The sequence below is a fragment of the Lysobacter firmicutimachus genome, from assembly GCF_037027445.1.
GTDB classification, from domain to species: Bacteria; Pseudomonadota; Gammaproteobacteria; order Xanthomonadales; family Xanthomonadaceae; genus Lysobacter; species Lysobacter firmicutimachus.
The window spans coordinates 1,100,427-1,118,099 of sequence record NZ_JBANDL010000002.1 but is presented as its reverse complement, the minus strand read 5'-3'; the positions used below and the strand labels follow the sequence as shown (position 1 = coordinate 1,118,099).

Below are 17,673 nucleotides of genomic sequence, written 5' to 3'. Positions count from 1 at the left end.
CCTCTATTATGCTGGCCGCGCGCCAGGGACTGGCCGTAAACCGACCACACTCCCGGAGGCTCCATGACGATCGATATCTCCTCGTTGTCCGCCAAAGAACTCGAATCCCTGATCAGCCAGGCCAAGAAGCGCAAAACCACGCTCAACAAGCGCAAGCCGGTTGCTGCAGTGCGCAAGAAAATCGCCCAGCTGGTCAAGGCCGAGGGCTACACCATCGAAGAACTGTTCGGCGCCGCGTCCGCACCGCGCGCCGCCAAGGCCGGCCCCAAGGCCGCCAAGCCGGCCGCCGCCGGCGTGCGCAAGGCGCGCAAGCCGCTCGGCAAGGTCGCGCCGAAGTACCGCAATCCGGCCAATACCGGCGAAACCTGGACCGGTCGCGGCAAGCAGCCGCGCTGGCTGGCCGCCTACACCGCCGCGGGCCGCAAGCTCGACGATTTCCTGATCAAGTAACCGGCTTCGGCCGCAGGCGCCGGCAGCCGCCGGCGTTTTCCATTGCGTCGGCGAAAAACCGGCCGCACCGCTGCCCGGGGGAGCGGTGCGGCGAATTCGACCCGCCAGGGAATGGGAGCCGGCCGGACTCGGCCGGGGACGCAGGCGGCCGGATCGGCGCCCGGCGGAGCCGGATCAGAGATTGCGCCGGGCCGGCAACAGCAGATTGCCGAATATCAGCCCGGCGATCAGCGCCAACAGGATATTGACCACCGCCAGCACCGCGTCCTGGCCGACGTGGACGTCCTGCTGCTGCAGCATGGTCAGCAGCCCGCGCAGGCTCACGCTGCCGGGCACCAGCAGGATGATGCCGGGCACGCGGATGATCGCGCCGGGCCGGTTGCCCCAGCGCGCATAGGCGTTGCCGAGCGCGGTCATGACCAGGGCGGCGAGGAAGATCCCCGCCGGGTTGCCCCAGGCCAGGCCGCCGAAACGCGAAATCAGATAACCGCCCGCGGCCGCCGCCATCACCTTGGGATAATCGCGGCGATCGGCGCGGAACAAAACCGCGAAGGCATAGGCCGATACCGCCAGGCCGCACCATTCCACCCACGACTCCTGCGGACGCCAGGCCCGCACCACCGGCTCCAACCCGATCAGGTCGGCCAGGTACAGGCCGATCACCGTGCCGACCGCGAGTTTGACCACCGTGGTGACCGCGCCGGCGAAACGCGCGGTGCCCGAGACCAGATGCTGGCTGGTCAGCTCGTTGACCGCGTTGGTCAGCGCCATACCGGGCAGCAGCACGATCAGCGAGGCGATGATCACCGTGTTCTGGTTCAACGGAGCGACGAAATTGGCCGCCAGCACGGTCGCGGCGGCGGCGAACACGCCGGCGATCGCTTCCAGCGCCTCGCGCAGTCGCGGCCGCTGGCCGGAGAAGTCCACCAGCAGGCCGATCATCAGGCCGTTCACCGCGGCCACGCCGATGTCCAGCCAGGGCAGGCGCAGCAGGCTGGCGACCGCGCCGGCGGCCAGGCCGTAGGCGATCACCTGCATCGCCCGCCAGCGCCGGGTGCGCGGCCGGTCCAACGCCTCCAGGGCGGCATGCCCGGCGGCCAGGTCGAGCCGGCCGGCCATCACCTCCTCGGCGATGCGGTCGGTTTCGCTGAGCCGGTACAGATCGTTCTCGCCCGGCGGCAGCCGGATGACCCGGGTGGTGTCGCTGTCGCCCAGCGGTCGTTGCGGGTCGCTGAAGGTCAGGATCAACCCGGTCGGATTGGACCAGGGCTCGCATTCCAGGCGCAGCTTCTGCGCCACTGCGGTCACCGCCGCTTCCAGGCGCTGAGCCGTGGTGCCATAGCTGTGCAGGCGTTCGGCCAGCTCGACCACGAAGGCGATGCGGGCCGCGTAGCTGGTGGCGCTGAGCGGATGCGGGGCGGACATAGCCGCGAAGCATCGCATGCGCGCGCGTCGCTGGGCAGACGCCGCGCGCCGCCGGTGCATGCGGCAGTCAGAGTCAGGCGGATGCGGCCGCGCCGGCCCGATCCCGCCGCGCGCGAGCGAGGCGCTGTCGCATAAGCGGCCCCGCACGCCCCCGCATGGACCGCACACCCGACACTCACCTGTCCGCTCCTAGCCTGTATTCTCCCGCCCGAGAGCCTATGACCGCATCGACCTCGCACGCGCCGGAAATCGCCGCCGACGGCCAAGCGCCTTCGCGCCTGCGCCTGTCCGGCTGTTGGACGCTGGAACACGCCCTGCGCATCGGCGACGCGCTCAAGAATGCGCCGGAAGGCGCGACCGAGATCGATGCGCGCGGGGTCGAACGCCTGGATTCGGTCGGCGTGCTGCAGCTGATGCGCTATGCGCGCCGCCGCCAACTCGATTTCGACACCGCGTTCTCCTTCCACGACAGCCACCGCGCCCTGGTCAGCGCGATCGAGGACGTCGCCGACGAGCGGCCGAAGAAGAAGCGCGAGTACGGCTTCCAGGCCGCGCTCGCGCGCCTGGGCTTCGCGGTCACCGACAACTGGAAGGAAGTGCTGGCCCTGGTCGCCTTCTTCGGCGAAACCCTGGTCAAGATGCTGCGGCTGTTCAAGAGCCCGGGCCGTTTCCGGCCGACCGCGACCGTGCACCACATGGAGCAGGTCGGCCTCGACGCGGTGCCGCTGATCGCCCTGCTCTGCTACCTGGTCGGCGCGGTGGTGGCCTTCCTCGGCTCGACCATCCTCAAAGACTTCGGCGCCACCATTTTCGTGGTCGAACTGGTCAGCATCTCCTTCCTGCGCGAGTTCGGCGTGCTGTTGACCGCGATCGTGCTGGCAGGCCGCACCGCCAGCGCCTTCACCGCGCAGATCGGCGCGATGGTCAGCCGCGAAGAGGTCGATGCGATCCGCACCCTGGGCATGGACCCGATCGACCTGCTGGTGATCCCGCGCGTGCTGGCGCTGCTGGTGATGCTGCCGCTGCTCACCTTCATCGCCATGGTCGCCGGCCTGCTGGGCGGCCTCACCGTCGGCGCCTACGGCCTGGACATCCCGCCGCCGCAGTACCTGACGCGCATGCACGACACCATGCAGCTGCGCCATTTCCTGGTCGGCATGTCCAAGGCCCCGGTGTTCGCCCTGCTGATCGGCCTGATCGGCTGCCTGGAGGGCCTGCAGGTCAAGGGCACCGCGCAATCGGTCGGCGAACGCACCACCTCCAGCGTGGTCCAGGCGATCTCGCTGGTGATCGTGCTCGACGCGTTCTTCGCGATCTGGTTCATGGAGATGGGCTGGTGAGGCCGGGATCCGGGATTCGGGATTCGGGATTGGCTAAAGGCCAAAGCCGAGCGCTGCCGTACCCCAACGGAGCCCTGCTTTGACCACTCCCCACTCCCCACTCCCCAATCCCGACGTCGGCGCCGAAGGCGACGACGTGATCATCCGCATCCGCGGCCTGGTCAACCAATTCGGCGAACAGCGCGTGCACGACGGGCTGGACCTGGACGTGCGCCGCGGCGAGATCCTCGGCGTGGTCGGCGGCTCGGGCACCGGCAAGTCGGTGATGATGCGCTCCATCCTCGGCCTGCGCCGGCCCGACGCCGGCGAGATCGAGGTACTCGGCATCGACGCGCGCAGCCCCGACCCGCGGCTGCGCCGCGAGATCGAGCGCAATACCGGGGTGCTGTTCCAGGACGGCGCGCTGTTCTCCTCGCTGACCGTCGGCGAAAACGTGCAGGTGCCGCTCAAGGAGTACCACGGCGAACTGCCCGACTCGCTGCGCTACGAACTGGCCCTGCTCAAGGTCAAGCTGTCCGGCCTGCCCGCCGATGCGATCGACAAGCTGCCCTCGCAGCTGTCCGGCGGCATGCGCAAGCGCGCCGGCCTGGCGCGCGCACTGGCCCTGGACCCGCCGCTGCTGTTCCTCGACGAGCCCACCGCCGGCCTCGACCCGATCGGCGCCGCCGCCTTCGACCGCCTGATCCGCACCTTGCAGCAGGCGCTGGGCCTGACCGTGTTCCTGATCACCCACGACCTCGACACCCTGTACGCGATCTGCGACCGCATCGCGGTGCTGGCCGACAAGAAGGTCGTCGCCTGCGCGCCGATCGAGGACGTCGAACGGCTCGATCATCCCTGGGTGCAGGAGTACTTCCACGGCCCGCGCGCGCGCGCCGCCCAGGTCACGCGCGCGCGCAACCTCCGCGACGCGGACGCGGCCGGCGCATGAGCGGTTGGCCCCCGGACCCTGCGCAGCTGCCGAGCCTCGCCGCCTGGGGCGTGCTGTGCCTGGCTGCGGCCCTGCTGTGGTGGCCGCGCGCGCATGCGCTCAGCGCGGTCTTGCTCGCCGTCGCGGTCGGCGCCGGTTTCGCGCTTGGCCTGCTCGCGCCGCCGGCACTGGCCGCCTTCGCCCTGCTCGGCCTGGCTGCATGGCTGGTGCGCCCGGCGCGGGCCAAACCGGCGCGGGTCGCCGGCCACGCCCTGTTCGTCGTGGTCGCCTTCGCGCTCGGCCTGCACCTGATGCCGGGTTTCCGCAACCCGCAACTGGCCGACGGCCTGCGCCTGAGCGCGGACGCCGCGCCGATGTCGCTGTACCTCAACTTCGACAAGCCGCTGGCCGGGTTCTGGCTGCTGCTGTGCTGGATCGGCGCCAGCGCGCACGGCAAAGGCGGCGGCGATGTCGCCGCGCCCGCGCATCCGCCATTGTTCGGTCCGGGCTGGGGCGCGGCACTGGGCGCCGGCGCGATCGGTGCCGGCGCCGCCGCTCTCGCCTGCCTGGGCCTGGCTCTGCTGCTGGGCGTGGTCGCCTGGGCGCCGAAATGGCCGGGCTTCGCCCCGCTGTGGGCGGCCAACAACCTGCTGCTGGTGGCGCTGACCGAAGAGGCGATGTTCCGTGGCTATCTGCAGCAGGCATTGCAACAGCGCTGGCGCGCGCTGCGCCACGGCGATGCGCTGGCGATCGTGGTGTCGGCGCTGGCCTTCGGCCTGGTCCATGCCGGCGGCGGCGCGCGCTGGGTGCTGCTGGCGACCCTGGCCGGGCTGGCCTACGGCTGGGCCTACCGCCGCGGCGGTCTGTTCGGCGCGGTTTTGGCTCACTTCGGCCTGAACTTCATTCATTTCACCGCGTTTACCTATCCCATGCTGGCATGATGCCGGCCAAAGCGGCGGCGACGCCCAGTCGTACTGAAGGTGCCTGATGGAAACCAAGGCCAATTACGTCCTGATCGGCGCGTTCACGATTCTCGTGACGCTGTTCCTGTTGCTGTTCGCGTTGTGGGCGGCGAAGTACTCCTCCGAGCGCGGCTGGCGCGAGTACGCGGTGATCTTCAACGAACCGGTGACCGGTCTGTCCGAAGGCAGCAACGTGCAGTACAACGGCATCTCGGTCGGCACCGTGCAGCAGCTGAGCCTGGCGCCGGACGACCCGCGCCGGGTCATCGCCAAGCTGCGCCTGCAGGCCGACGCGCCGATCAAGACCGACACCCGCGCCAAGCTGTCGATGACCGGCATCACCGGCAGCCCGATCATCCAGCTCACCGGCGGAAGCCCGAACAGCCCGGCCCTGGCCGACGCCGAACGCGGCAGCGAGATCCCGATCATCCAGACCGAGGCCTCGGCGCTGCAGAACATCGCCGACACCGCCAACCGCCTGGTCGCGCGCCTGGACCAGGTGCTCAGCGACGACAACGTCGAGCACGTTTCCAAGACCCTGGCCAACATCGAATCGCTGACCGGCTCGATCGCCGACCAGCGCGAAGACCTGCGCGCGCTGATCGCCAACGCGCGCAAATCCAGCGAACAGCTCAGCGCGACCTTGAACACTACCAACCGCGCGGTCGAGACCGTCGACCGCGAGATCGCCGGCAAGTTGCCGGGCATCGTCGCCAAGCTCGACAGCACCCTGACCAAGCTCGATTCGGCCGCCACCGGCGCCAACGGCATCCTCAACGACAATCGCGCCGCGATCAGCAGCTTCGCCAACGACGGCCTGGCCCAGCTCGGCCCGACCCTGGCCGAGCTGCGCGTGCTGGTGCGCGACCTGCGCCGGATCAGCGACCGCCTCGACAGCAACCCGACCCGCTACCTGCTCGGTCGCGACGCCACCAAGGAATTCGAACCGGAGCCGGCCGCCCGATGATCCGCATCCCGACCCTGACCCCGCCCGCGCTGCGCGCGTTCGCCGCCGCGCTGGCCGCCGCCGCCCTGCTCGGCGGCTGCTCGATCCTCGACGAAAAGCCGAAGAACCCGACCACCCAGTACGCGCCGGACCCGCGCGTGGCGGCCGACCCGGCCTGGCCGCAGGCCGACTGGCAGTTGTCGGTCACCGCGCCGACCGCAGCGCGCATGATCGACAGCCTGCGCATCGCCGTGCGTCCCAACGGCGACGAGTTCCAGGTCTACAAGGGCGCGGCCTGGGCCAAGCTGCCCAGCGCCATGATCGAAGACGCGCTGCTGCGCACGCTGGAGGACTCCGGCAAGATCGCCGCCGTGGCGCGCCAGGGCAGCGGCATCGGCGCCGACTACAAACTGGTGCTGGACCTGCGCCGGTTCGAATCCGATTACGCCGGCCAGGCCCTGCCGTCGGCGGTGATCGAACTCAACGCCAAGCTGCTGCACAACCCCGACCAGAAAGTGGTCGCGCAGCGCACCTTCCTGCAGTCGACGCCGGCGGCGACGACCGAGGTCGGCGATGTCGTCGCCGCGTTCGAGCACTCGCTGGCCGCGACCACCGGCGAGTTGGCCGGCTGGACGCTGGACACCGGCTCGGCGCACGAGAAGAGCCATAAGCGCTGAGGCCGCGCCGTTTCGGGCCGGCGCGACGCGGCCCGCGAAGAGCTCCCCCGAAACGCCCGCTCGAGAGAGCTTGTAATCGGGTGACCGCCGGCACAGGCCGGGCCCCGGTGCGCTCCTAGACTGCGCAACCTAGAGCGCGCGGCCAGCCTCGCCGCGCACCGGAGGCGCCATGTCCGCACCCTCGCCGCACCGCCGCCGCGCCGCTTCGCGGCCCGCCCTGCTCGCCCTCGCGCTGGCCTTCGGCGGGATGGTGGCCCTCGGTCCGACCCGGGCTACCCCGCCCGGCGTGATCGACTACGAAACCGTCGGCGCGACCCCGCTGCGTGCGATCGGCCGCGACCTGCCGGCCCCCACCGCCGAGCAGACCGTGCTGTTCGGCGCCCGGCTGCAAAACCCCCAGCCGGTGGTCTACGACCAGATCGTGTTCGCGGTGCGCGACGGCGGCGGGCGCAATTTCGACCTCGGCCACCAAAGCGGCTACAGCGTCGGCGCCAGCGAACGTACCCTCATCGGCAGCGGCCGCTTCCCGCCCGGCCAGTACCGCTATTGGCTGTCGTACTACGCCGGCGGCCGCTGGACCGACCTCGTCCCCGAACGCAGCTTCACGGTCGTCGCCGCGCCCGGCGGCGATCCGGCCGCGACTCGCCCGCTCGGCGCCGGCAACGACTGGGTCTACGCCTTCGGCGACGAGTTCGACGGGACGGCCGTGAACTGGAGCAAATGGGCCGACACCTCTTCGGCCGAGTCCGACCACGGCCACGGCAACCCCGGCAATCAGCAACTGGAGTGGAACCAGGCCGCGAACTGTTCGGTCGCCGGCGGCGCGCTGCGCTTGCTGGCCAAACGCGAACGCGTGGTGTCGCCCTCCGGACGCAGCTACGACTGGACCTCCTGCCTGCTGTCCTCGCACCCGAGCTACAACTTCCGCTACGGCTTCATCGAGGCGCGCATGAAGCTGCCCGCCGCAGCCGGATTCTGGCCGGCGTTCTGGACCTTCCAGGCGCCCGGCGCGCAGCAGTGGAACGAAACCGACGTGTTCGAGTACTACTCCGACAACAAGACCCGGCTGTACTTGAACCAGTACGTGATCCGCAACGGCGCGGAGGCGCTGGACAGCCACGTGCACACGCCCGGCTTCGATCCCAGCGCCGACTACCACGTCTACGGCGCCGACATCGCCCCCGACGCGACCCGCTTCTACATCGACGGACGCCTGGTGCGCACCACCGCCAACGCCAGCCAGATCGAAACCTCGATCCTGGTCGACCAGTTCGTCTACGCCGGCAAGCCGCCGGCGGCGGCGACCCAGTCGGCGATCACCTACGTCGACTACATCCGCGCCTGGCGCAGGCCCTGAGCCGCGTGGCTAGCGCGGCCGGATCGCGCGGAAGGTCAGGTTGATCCGTTCGCCGACCGGCCGCGCCGTGCGCGGCAAGGCGTGGCGGTAATTGGCCTGGGTCGGCCCGGCCATCACCAGTAGGCTGCCGTGGCCGAGTTCCAGCGCGGCCTTGAGGCCGTCGCGGCGGCGGTGCTTGAGCGCGAACCGACGCGGCGCGCCCAGGCTCAGCGAAGCGATGGTCGGCGCGGGCCCCAGCTCGGGTTCGTCGTCACTGTGCCAGCCCATCGCGTCGCGGCCGTCGCGGTAGCGGTTGGCCAGCACGCTGTTGAACCTCGCGCCGAGTTCGGCGCTCAAACGGGCGCGCACCGGCAACAACGCCGCCGGCCACGGCCGCGGCTCGAACAGCGCGCCCGAATAGCGGTAGCGCGCCTCGGCGTCGCCGATCCAACTGCTCAGGCGCGGCGAATCGTGTTCGCGTCCGAACAGGCGGATGCGGTGCACTTCCCAGTCGATGCCCTGGCGAAGCGCCGCGAACAGCGCGTCGGCGTCTTCGCGCGCCAGCCAATGCGGGTCGAAGGCCAGTTCGGCGTCTTCCAGCGGCAGTCGTTGCAAGGGCATGCCGCACGCTAGCACGCGGCCGGCGCGCACCGCGTTCCGGATCCGGCTCCCGCCCACCCGCCGCCGACGCGGCCTCCATACGCCGGCCGGAGCCAACGTCCGGGAACGAGCGTGAAACGGCGCTCAACGCGTTTTAAACGCGACGCCCGCCGCAGGGCCGGCACGGCCCCGGCTTGGCGCTGCCGGCGCAAACCCGCGACAATGTCGCATTGCACGCCAGAGTCCCGCCAGCATGAGCGAACAGCCGATCGACACGGTCCAGCCGTCCGACACGCCAGCCATCGAAATCGAACGCGACGTCATGGAATACGACGTCGTCACCGTCGGCGCCGGTCCCGCCGGCCTGTCCTTCGCCATCCGGCTCAAGCAGCTCAATCCCGAGATCTCGGTCTGCGTGATCGAGAAGTCGAGCACCATCGGCGCGCACATCCTGTCCGGCGCGGTCATCGAGACCGGTCCGCTGGATGCGTTGCTGCCGGGCTGGCGCGACAACCCGCCGCCGATCTGCGTGCCGGCGACCGAGGACGAGTTCTGGCTGCTCAGCAAGACCGGCGGACGCAAGCTGCCGGTGCCGCCGGGCATGAACAACCACGGCAACGTCATCGTCAGCCTGGGCGCGATGTGCGCCTGGCTGGCGCCGCAGGCCGAGGCGCTGGGGGTCGAGATCTACCCGGGCTTCGCCGCCGCCGAAACCCTGCACGACGCCGACGGCCGCGTCGCCGGCGTGCGCATCGGCGACATGGGCATCGCCAAGGACGGCAGCCACAAGCCCGGCTTCACCGCCGGCATCGACATCCGCGCCAAGGTCACCGTGTTCGCCGAGGGCGCGCGCGGCCATCTGACCAAGCGCCTGATCAAGCGCTTCAAGCTCGACGCCGACAGCGACCCGCAGGGCTATTCGATCGGCATCAAGGAGCTGTGGCAGGTGCCCGAAGACCGGACGACCCCGGGCAAGATCGTGCACAGCTTCGGCTGGCCGGCCGACAGCCACACCTACGGCGGCAGCTTCCTGTACCACCTGGACAAGGGCCGGATCGCGCTGGGCTACGTCAGCGGCCTGGATTACCGCGATCCCGACTACAAGCCCTGGGAAGCGTTCCAGCAGTGGAAGAACCACCCGATGGTCAAGCCGCTGCTGGACGGCGGCAACATCGTCTCGGCCGGCGCGCGCGCCATCGTCACCGGCGGCTTCCAGTCGCTGCCCAAGCTGGAAATGCCCGGCGCGCTGCTGATCGGCGACACCGCCGGCCTGCTCAACGTGCCCAAGATCAAGGGCACCCACCAGGCGATCCGCAGCGGCATGCTCGCCGCCGACCACCTGGCCGGCTCGCAGCTGTCGCCGCAGGGCTTCGACGCCAAGCTGCGCGGCTCGGAGATCATGAGCGAGCTGAAGAAAGTGCGGAACGTCAAGCCGGGCTTCAAGCGCGGCCTGTGGTTCGGCATGCTCAACGCGGCCTGGGAAACCCTGACCGGCGGCGCCTCGCCGTGGACGCTGAAGAACAAGCCGGACTGGTCCTCGCTGCAGAAACTCGGCGAGGCCGAAAAGCCCAAGCGCGATTACCTGGAGCGCAGCCTGGCCCCGCGCGACCGCCTGGCCGCGGTGTATTTCGCCGCGACCGAGCACGACGAAGACCAGCCGGTGCACCTCAAGGTCGCCGACACCAACGTCTGCGTGACCCGCTGCGCCGAGGAATACGGCAACCCCTGCACCCGCTTCTGCCCGGCCGGCGTGTACGAGATCGTCGAAGAGGCCGGCGCCAAGCGCCTGCAGATCAACGCCGCCAACTGCGTGCACTGCAAGACCTGCGACATCAAGGACCCGTACGAGATCATCAACTGGGTCACCCCGGAAGGCGGGTCCGGGCCGAACTACCAGAACCTGTGAGACAACGGCGGCGGTGGCGCGCGTCTGCGTCGGCCGCCGGTCCGGAGATGCGCAAACGGCGCGATCGGATCGATCGCGCCGTTTGCGTTTTCCTAGGCGGCGCAGACCAGGGACGTTCAGGCGGCCAGCAGCGGCACGCCGGTCTTGGCCCGCAGTTCGTCTTCGTTCACCCCCGGCGCGGTCTCGACCAGCACCAGGCCGCGCTCGGTCACGTCCATGACCGCCAGTTCGGTGATGATCCGGTTCACCACGCCCAGGCCGGTCAGCGGCAGCGTGCATTCGGGCAGGATCTTGTGCTCGCCGTTCTTGGCGGTGTGCTCCATCAGCACCACCACGCGCTTGACCCCGGCGACCAGGTCCATCGCCCCGCCCATGCCCTTGACCATCTTGCCGGGCACCATCCAGTTGGCCAGGTCGCCCTTGCCGGTGACCTGCATCGCGCCGAGGATCGCCAGGTCGATATGGCCGCCGCGGATCATCGCGAAACTGTCGTGGCTGCCGAAATAGCTGGCGCCGGGACGCGCGGTGACGGTCTGCTTGCCGGCGTTGATGAGATCGGCGTCAACCTCGTCCTCGCTCGGGAACGGGCCGATGCCGAGCAGGCCGTTCTCGGACTGCAGCCACACGTCCATGCCGTCGGGAATGAAGTTGGCCACCAGGGTCGGCAGGCCGATGCCGAGATTGACGTAAGCGCCGTCGGTGAGTTCCTGCGCGGCGCGCTGCGCCATTTGATCGCGGGTCCAGGACATGGATAGATCTACCTGTATGAGAGGTCGGAGATAAGCTGCGACGGGGACAATCCGAGCTGCGCCGTAAGGCCGTTCGGAGCCGGGCGGCGCGGCACGCGCAGCGTCAACCGGCGCGGACCGTACGCTGTTCGATGCGCTTTTCGGGCGTGGCGTTGACCACGATGCGGTCGACGTAGATGCCCGGCAGATGCACCTGGTCGGGATCGATCTGGCCGATCTCGACCAGTTCCTCGACTTCGGCGATGCAGACCTTGCCGGCCATCGCGCAGGCCGGATTGAAATTGCGCGCGGTCTTGCGGAACACCAGGTTGCCGGCCTTGTCGGCCTTCCACGCCTTGACCAGCGACACGTCGGCCTTGAGCGCGGTTTCCATCACGTAGTGGTGGCCGTCGAACTCGCGCGTCTCCTTGCCTTCGGCCACCACCGTGCCGTAACCGGTACGGGTGAAGAACGCCGGAATGCCTGCGCCGCCGGCGCGCAGGCGCTCGGCCAGGGTGCCTTGCGGATTGAACTCGAGTTCGAGTTCGCCGGACAGGAACTGGCGTTCGAATTCCTTGTTCTCGCCGACGTAGGACGAAATCATCTTCTTGATCTGGCGCGTTTCCAGCAGCAGGCCAAGGCCGAAACCGTCGACGCCGGCGTTGTTGGAGATCGCGGTCAGGCCCTTGGCGCCGCTGTCGCGCAGCGCGCCGATCAGCGCCTCGGGAATGCCGCACAGGCCGAAGCCGCCGACGGCCAGGGTCTGCCCGTCGCCGACCACGCCCTGCAGGGCGGTCTGCGCGTCGGGGTACAGCTTGTTGTTCGCGCCGCCGCGGGCGGGCGTCGCGGATGAGGCCTGGGCCATGGGACAACTCCTTTGCGGGATATGCGAAGTTTAGCCTGCCGCAGGCGGCGGACGTAGCGGACTTTCGGGCAATGCCGCGACAATGCCGTTGCCGCCCCCGCCCTTTCGCCGCAGCGACGCTAGACTTGCGCCATGAGCCGAATCGCCCTGGTCACCGCCATCGCCGCCCTCGGACAAGACCAGGACCTGCTGCCGCTGCGGCAAGCCTGCGCCGACCTCGGCCTGGCCGCCGACATCCGCGCCTGGGACGATCCCAGCGTGGCCTGGGGCCGATACGACGCCGTATTGCTGCGTTCGCCCTGGGACTACACCCAGCGCCTGGACGAGTTCCTCGACTGGTGCGCGCGCGTCGACGCCGCCACCCGGCTGCTGAACCCGTTGGCGGTGGTGCGCTGGAACAGCGACAAGCACTATCTCGCCGATCTCGCCGCACGCGGCGTGCCGGTCGTGCCCAGCGCCTTCGTCGAACCCGATGCCGATCCGCTGCCGGCGCTGCAGGAGTTTCTCGCCGCGCATGCCGAGTGCGAGGAGTTCGTGGTCAAGCCCGCGGTCAGCGCCGGCTCGCGCGACACCCAGCGCTACGCCCGTTCGCAGGAATTCGCCGCCGCCAACCACGTCGCGCGCCTGCTCGACGACGGCCGCAGCGTGCTGCTGCAGCCGTATCTGGCCTCGGTGGACCGCGACGGCGAGACCGCGCTGATCCACGTCAACGGCGTCTTCAGCCACGCGATCCGCAAGGGCGCGATGCTGCATCGCGACGAGGCCTTGAACCTGCGCGCGACCGAGCGCATCGCCGCGCGCGAACCCGGCGAGGACGAACTCACCGCGGCCCTGCACGCGCTCAGCGCCGCCGGCGCCCGACTCGATCTGGAAGACCCGCTGCTGTACGCGCGCGTCGACCTGATCCGCGACGGAGACGGCCGCCCGCAATTGCTCGAACTCGAACTGTGCGAGCCCTCGCTGTTTTTCGAACACGCCCCCGGCAGCGCGGCGCGCTTCGCCGAAGCGCTGGCGGAGTTGCTGCAGACCAGCGCTGCATCCTGAGCCGCGGGCGCGTATCGCCCGGCCGTTTGGAGCCCGCAAACGAGAAGACCAGCCGAAGCCGGTCTTCCGTCGAAACTCGCCGCGCCGGTCAGGAACGGCCGTAGACGTCTTCCAGACGGACGATATCGTCCTCGCCCAGATAGCTGCCCGACTGCACCTCGATCAGCTCGACCGGCTGGGTGCCGCGATTGCGCAGGCGATGCACGCTGCCCAGCGGAATATAGGTGCTCTGGTTTTCGCGCAGCTCGAACACCTTGTCGTCGCAGGTCACCTCGGCCACGCCGGATACCACGATCCAATGCTCGGCGCGCTTGTGGTGCTTCTGCAGGCTCAAGGCCGCGCCCGGCTTGACCACGATGCGCTTGACCTGGAAACGGTCGCCCATGTCGATCGAATCGTAGTTGCCCCAGGGGCGGTATACCTTGCGGTGGAACAGATGCTCCTGGCGCCCGGCCTGCTTGAGCTTGTCGACGATGGTCTTGACGTCCTGGACCCGGTCCTTGCGGGCGACCAGGGTAGCGTCCGGCGTATCGACGATCACCAGATCCTCGACGCCGATGGTCGCGATCATGCGCCGGTCCGAAGCGCGCACCAGGCTGTCGCGGGTGTCCACCGAAATCACGTCGCCCTCGTAGCGGTTGCCGTCGTCGTCGCGCTGTGCGACCGACCACAGCGACGACCACGAACCGATATCGCTCCAGCCGCAGCTGACCGGCACCACCGCGGCGTGCTCGGTTTTCTCCATCAACGCGTAATCGATCGAATCGTTGGGACTGGCGGCGAACGCGTCCTTGCCGAGGCGGATGAAATCCAGGTCGGTCTGCGCTTGCGAATAGGCCGCGCGCGCGGCTTCGACGATGGCCGGCGCCAGGCGCGTCAGCTCGTCCAGATAGCGCTGCGCCTTGAACAGGAACATGCCTGAGTTCCAGGCGTAGGTGCCTTCGGCAAGGTAGCGCTCGGCGGTCGCCAGGTCGGGCTTCTCGACGAAGCGCGCCACCCGGTAGCCGGCGCCGTCGAGGGCATCGCCGCGAGCGATGTAGCCATAGCCGGTTTCCGGGTAATCCGGTTCGATGCCGAACGTCACCAGCCAGTCCTGCGCGGCCAGGGTCGAGGCTCGCGCGACCGCCTCGCGGAACGCTTGCACGTCTTCGATCAGGTGATCGGCCGGCAGCACCAGCATGGTCGCATCGGGCTCCTGTGCGACCAAGTGCAGGGCCGCCAGGGCGATCGCCGGCGCGGTGTTGCGCGCGATCGGCTCAAGAATGATCGCGCCGTTGGCGACATCGATTTCCTGCAATTGCTCGCCAACCATGAATCGATGGTCTTCGGCGCACACCGTCACCGGCGCCCCGGCATCCGGCAGCGCGCTCGCGCGCAGGATGGTTTCCTGGAACAGCGAGTGATCGCCGATCAACGTCAGAAATTGCTTGGGCTGGTTCTGGCGCGAAAGCGGCCAAAGCCGCGAACCGCTGCCACCGCTGAGAACGACGGGATGAAGCATCCTGGCTCCAGATTTCGGAACGGAAAGGGCCGCCAAGGATAGCCGAACCTCGTCACGACCGGCTTCACGGCGCCTGACTGGCGGCGGGTCGAGGCTAAAATGGGCGCCTGACTGGGGCGTCCACGCTAGCGCACATGCACAACACATTATTAATGAGCGGCCCGGGCGACAGCCGAGTCGAAGCCACCGCGTTCGGCGCCCAGGCGCTGTCCTGGCATTGCCGCGGCCGCGAACGCCTGTATTTGAGCCCGCGGGCGGACGTTTCTGGCGCGGCGATCCGCGGCGGCGTGCCGGTGATCTTTCCGCAGTTCGCCGCGCGCGGCCCCGGGCCGCGGCACGGCTTCGCGCGCACCCTCACCTGGGAAACCGAGCCCGACCCCGAACGTCTACGCTTTCGCCTGCGCGATCGCGAGGAAACCCGCCGCCACTGGCCCTACCGCTTCGGGGCGGAGCTCGACGTCGAACCCGGCGAGGACCGCCTGCGCATCACCCTGACCGTGCACAACGCCGATGCCGACCCGTTCGAGTTCAGCGCCGCCTTGCATACCTACCTGGCTGTCGGCGACATCGCCGAGACCCAGGTTCACGGCCTGGAAGACCGGCCTTACATCGACTCCGCGCGCGGCGGCGCGCCCTGCCCGCCCAGCGGCGCACCGGTGCGCTTCGGCGGCGAGGTCGACCGCATCTACGCCGACACCCGTCGCCTGCTGCGCGTCACCGACGGCGAGCATATGCTGCGCTTCGAAGCCGAGGGCTTCGCCGACACCGTGGTGTGGAATCCCGGCGCCGAACTGGCCGCAGGCCTGTCCGACTTGGAACCCGACGGGTACCGCCGCTTCGTCTGCGTCGAGGCCGCACAGGTGCTGCAGCCGGTGAGGTTGCAGCCCGGTCAGACCTGGACCGGGGCGCAGATTCTCACAGTCCAATCCAACCGGGGATGCTGAATCACCGTACCTCAGTATTCGGCTTTCCAGTCGAATTTTGCGTCTCCCGAGGCCCACGCGTTCCCGGCAGAATCGAATAGCCGCACGATAAAGGTCGTCGGACCACGGGCGCGAACCGTGCAAATCAGCCCGACGGAATTGGATGGCGTCACGAAGATTTTACGCGGGGTGATTGGGCAATTATGCGTAATTACGACGTCGCCATTCGCGTCCGTGTTTGCACTCGATGTACCTGCGCGCAACGGCGCGGAGATTTCTCCGTTTCCGGAAAATACCGCCGCTCCTCCGCCACCGAAAAATTTCGGCCGGTCGCTAATTTCCACCACGGCGCCCGAGGCCGCCTGGACACAGCCGAATCCGAGCCCCGAACCATTCCAGTTTCCAGCTTGAAGCTGGGCCACGTTCAACTCGATACCGGCGGCGTTCGCGTCAAGACTTGGGCCCCGATGCTCCGCCAAATCCAGCCCGGAAAAATTCATGACGCAATTAATCGCGTTGACCGAAACACCAGAGTTGTTGCTCGCAAAGGTCGCGAGCGATCCGACCTCACCCTGTGCGGTTACGTTGGTATACATGCCGGTATGCCCGACCGCGGATGGCTCCACATAAATACCATACTGACCGCGATCAAAGTCCGCATTCACCAGCTTCAACTTATTAGTGGTGCCGAAACCGTTGCCTACGACATGCAATCCGATCTTGTAGAAGATACAGAACAAATTGACGATCAAAGGATTGTCGTTGCGCGCGGAAACGATCGCACGAGAGTGATTGAGCTGATATTTTGCCACATCTTCGGACTGGGACCAGAAAGGCCAGAAATGCGTATCCGTTATTCTTACAACGTCGTAGGCTTGGTCTATAAAAATGCCAATATTGAGCGGCTGTCCACGTAAGTTGCTCGTGGTCAAGCGGCCGGCATTGCCGTTGAGCACCTGGATGCCATTGTAGGCATTTAGCAACGTAACGTTGTCGAAAAGCGCATCCGCGTCATCAACCGTGAAATCGTAGTCGTATACCGTGGGAACGAACGTAGTCCCCGGTGCGCCGACCGTATGAGCGCGGAAGGTCCCCAGCCACGATATCGAGATGCCGCTCGCACTATTGCCAACCGATGGACGCTGAAGGATGAAGCCTTTGCCGGCATGATCGAGAAAGAACCAAGAGCCTCCGCCTCGCTGGTTGGGCCCCGGACCGGGACTGAATCCTTCGTAAGGTTCTACGCCATCGCCGTCAAGCCACAGGCTTCCACCGATAACTATCGGCGCTGTCAAGCGATAAACGCCTGACGGAACAAATAGATAACGCACATTATTGTCGAGCGCGAACGCGATCGTCGACGTCACTGCGGCCGTGTCGTCTGCCAAGCCATCGCCGACCGCACCGAAGTCCGCAATGCTCGCGCGTTCTCGCAGTTCGGCCTGTACAGTCCCGGCACCTGCACTCGCGCCGCCAATAAACCCTATCTCGGCAGAGCTCTCGGGCGACATTAAACTCCCGACTGCAGCTTGAGGCTCTGTTGATTTGTCCTCAGCAGTACCATCAGCAGAAGCAATGACACTGTCCCTATCGGAAATATTGATCATAGCCATCCTCCTTAACATTCGGTTGCGAGCAGAGCGCCTTATAGAGCGTCTTATGAAGATTAGGCCATCCGGTGCGCACATCCTGCGACGCGACAACACGCAACGATCAAGCGACATACGCGGCATTTGCGCGGCCCTCGCTGCGAGACGGCCACAGTCCAACCGTCCTGGGAAAGACAGTCATCGAAAACCAGACTGAAGCCGCCCCGTACCGCCTCAAGCCTGCCCCACCACGTTATCCACAGAGGCCGCAACCTCCTGTTCAGCTCTTCAGCCATCAGCCTGCTCGGTGGAACTACTTGGCCGAGGTTCATCTTTCAACCGAGCCCCCCCCATTTGCCTCCCCTTCGCCGCGTGATACAGCGGATCCGCGTGCACTGCCCCCACAGCCCCGTCTCCGCTAGAATCGAGGGCTGTCGGCCGCCCGGCCAGCCCCCCCACAAGGAACCCCCG

The 17,673-nt window shown here is 67.9% G+C and carries 15 protein-coding genes and 1 pseudogene; 10 read left to right on the top strand and 6 right to left on the bottom strand.

The features are described from left to right. Positions 1-63 precede the first annotated feature (63 nt). A pseudogene (locus tag V2J18_RS04755) lies at positions 64-543 on the top strand (H-NS histone family protein); the annotation flags it as partial. 81 nt (positions 544-624) lie between these two features. Here V2J18_RS04755 and V2J18_RS04750 read toward each other — a convergent pair. Further along, positions 625-1,893: a threonine/serine exporter family protein gene (locus V2J18_RS04750; protein ID WP_425605939.1), complete on the bottom strand. Its 1,269-nt coding sequence runs from the start codon at positions 1,891-1,893 to the stop codon at positions 625-627. Positions 1,894-2,093: 200 nt separating this feature from the next. Between V2J18_RS04750 and V2J18_RS04745 the strand changes: the two genes are divergently transcribed. The 6 genes from V2J18_RS04745 to V2J18_RS04720 all read left to right on the top strand — a co-directional run bounded on the left by V2J18_RS04745 (position 2,094) and on the right by V2J18_RS04720 (position 8,067). Next, on the top strand, positions 2,094-3,215 hold the full coding sequence (locus V2J18_RS04745) for an ABC transporter permease (RefSeq protein WP_336131195.1): 1,122 nt from the start codon (positions 2,094-2,096) through the stop codon (positions 3,213-3,215). A gap of 79 nt (positions 3,216-3,294) precedes the next feature. After that, a complete protein-coding gene (locus V2J18_RS04740) occupies positions 3,295-4,146 on the top strand; it encodes an ABC transporter ATP-binding protein (RefSeq protein ID WP_336131194.1) in 852 nt (283 codons plus the stop codon). Continuing rightward, entirely contained in the window at positions 4,143-5,066 is a 924-nt protein-coding gene (locus V2J18_RS04735; protein ID WP_336131193.1) for a CPBP family intramembrane glutamic endopeptidase, read from the top strand. Before V2J18_RS04740 ends, V2J18_RS04735 begins: the two co-directional genes overlap by 4 nt. Positions 5,067-5,112: 46 nt before the next feature. Continuing rightward, complete coding sequence (locus V2J18_RS04730; protein ID WP_064745907.1) at positions 5,113-6,054, top strand: MlaD family protein; 942 nt, start codon at positions 5,113-5,115, stop codon at positions 6,052-6,054. Continuing rightward, positions 6,051-6,710, top strand: coding sequence for an ABC-type transport auxiliary lipoprotein family protein (locus V2J18_RS04725; protein ID WP_336131192.1), 660 nt, complete (start codon positions 6,051-6,053; stop codon positions 6,708-6,710). Before V2J18_RS04730 ends, V2J18_RS04725 begins: the two co-directional genes overlap by 4 nt. Positions 6,711-6,879: 169 nt before the next feature. Then, the gene (locus V2J18_RS04720; RefSeq protein WP_336131191.1) at positions 6,880-8,067 is read left to right on the top strand and encodes a glycoside hydrolase family 16 protein; all 1,188 of its coding nucleotides are present in this window, start codon (positions 6,880-6,882) and stop codon (positions 8,065-8,067) included. A gap of 9 nt (positions 8,068-8,076) precedes the next feature. On the opposite strand, the gene V2J18_RS04715 is transcribed toward V2J18_RS04720, so the two are convergent. After that, positions 8,077-8,667, bottom strand: a complete 591-nt coding sequence (locus V2J18_RS04715; RefSeq protein ID WP_336131189.1) for an alpha-ketoglutarate-dependent dioxygenase AlkB family protein — start codon at positions 8,665-8,667, stop codon at positions 8,077-8,079. A gap of 232 nt (positions 8,668-8,899) precedes the next feature. Here V2J18_RS04715 and V2J18_RS04710 point away from each other — a divergent pair, with 232 nt between their 5' ends. Next, complete coding sequence (locus V2J18_RS04710) at positions 8,900-10,552, top strand: electron transfer flavoprotein-ubiquinone oxidoreductase (RefSeq protein ID WP_336131187.1); 1,653 nt, start codon at positions 8,900-8,902, stop codon at positions 10,550-10,552. A 116-nt stretch (positions 10,553-10,668) separates the two neighbouring features. Here the strand turns inward: V2J18_RS04710 and V2J18_RS04705 are convergent, their stop codons facing one another. Together V2J18_RS04705 and V2J18_RS04700 are read right to left on the bottom strand one after the other, a co-directional pair. After that, on the bottom strand, positions 10,669-11,301 hold the full coding sequence (locus V2J18_RS04705; RefSeq protein WP_336131186.1) for a CoA transferase subunit B: 633 nt from the start codon (positions 11,299-11,301) through the stop codon (positions 10,669-10,671). 103 nt (positions 11,302-11,404) lie between these two features. Next, the gene (locus V2J18_RS04700) at positions 11,405-12,145 is read right to left on the bottom strand and encodes a CoA transferase subunit A (RefSeq protein WP_336131185.1); all 741 of its coding nucleotides are present in this window, start codon (positions 12,143-12,145) and stop codon (positions 11,405-11,407) included. Positions 12,146-12,277: 132 nt separating this feature from the next. Here V2J18_RS04700 and V2J18_RS04695 point away from each other — a divergent pair, with 132 nt between their 5' ends. Further along, positions 12,278-13,189, top strand: coding sequence for an ATP-grasp domain-containing protein (locus V2J18_RS04695; RefSeq protein WP_336131184.1), 912 nt, complete (start codon positions 12,278-12,280; stop codon positions 13,187-13,189). 88 nt (positions 13,190-13,277) lie between these two features. Here the strand turns inward: V2J18_RS04695 and V2J18_RS04690 are convergent, their stop codons facing one another. Further along, the gene (locus V2J18_RS04690; protein ID WP_064745900.1) at positions 13,278-14,690 is read right to left on the bottom strand and encodes a mannose-1-phosphate guanylyltransferase/mannose-6-phosphate isomerase; all 1,413 of its coding nucleotides are present in this window, start codon (positions 14,688-14,690) and stop codon (positions 13,278-13,280) included. A 134-nt stretch (positions 14,691-14,824) separates the two neighbouring features. Here V2J18_RS04690 and V2J18_RS04685 point away from each other — a divergent pair, with 134 nt between their 5' ends. Beyond that, positions 14,825-15,634: a D-hexose-6-phosphate mutarotase gene (locus V2J18_RS04685; protein ID WP_075574904.1), complete on the top strand. Its 810-nt coding sequence runs from the start codon at positions 14,825-14,827 to the stop codon at positions 15,632-15,634. An 11-nt stretch (positions 15,635-15,645) separates the two neighbouring features. On the opposite strand, the gene V2J18_RS04680 is transcribed toward V2J18_RS04685, so the two are convergent. Next, on the bottom strand, positions 15,646-17,220 hold the full coding sequence (locus V2J18_RS04680) for a glycosyl hydrolase family 28-related protein (protein ID WP_336131183.1): 1,575 nt from the start codon (positions 17,218-17,220) through the stop codon (positions 15,646-15,648). Positions 17,221-17,673 lie beyond the last annotated feature (453 nt).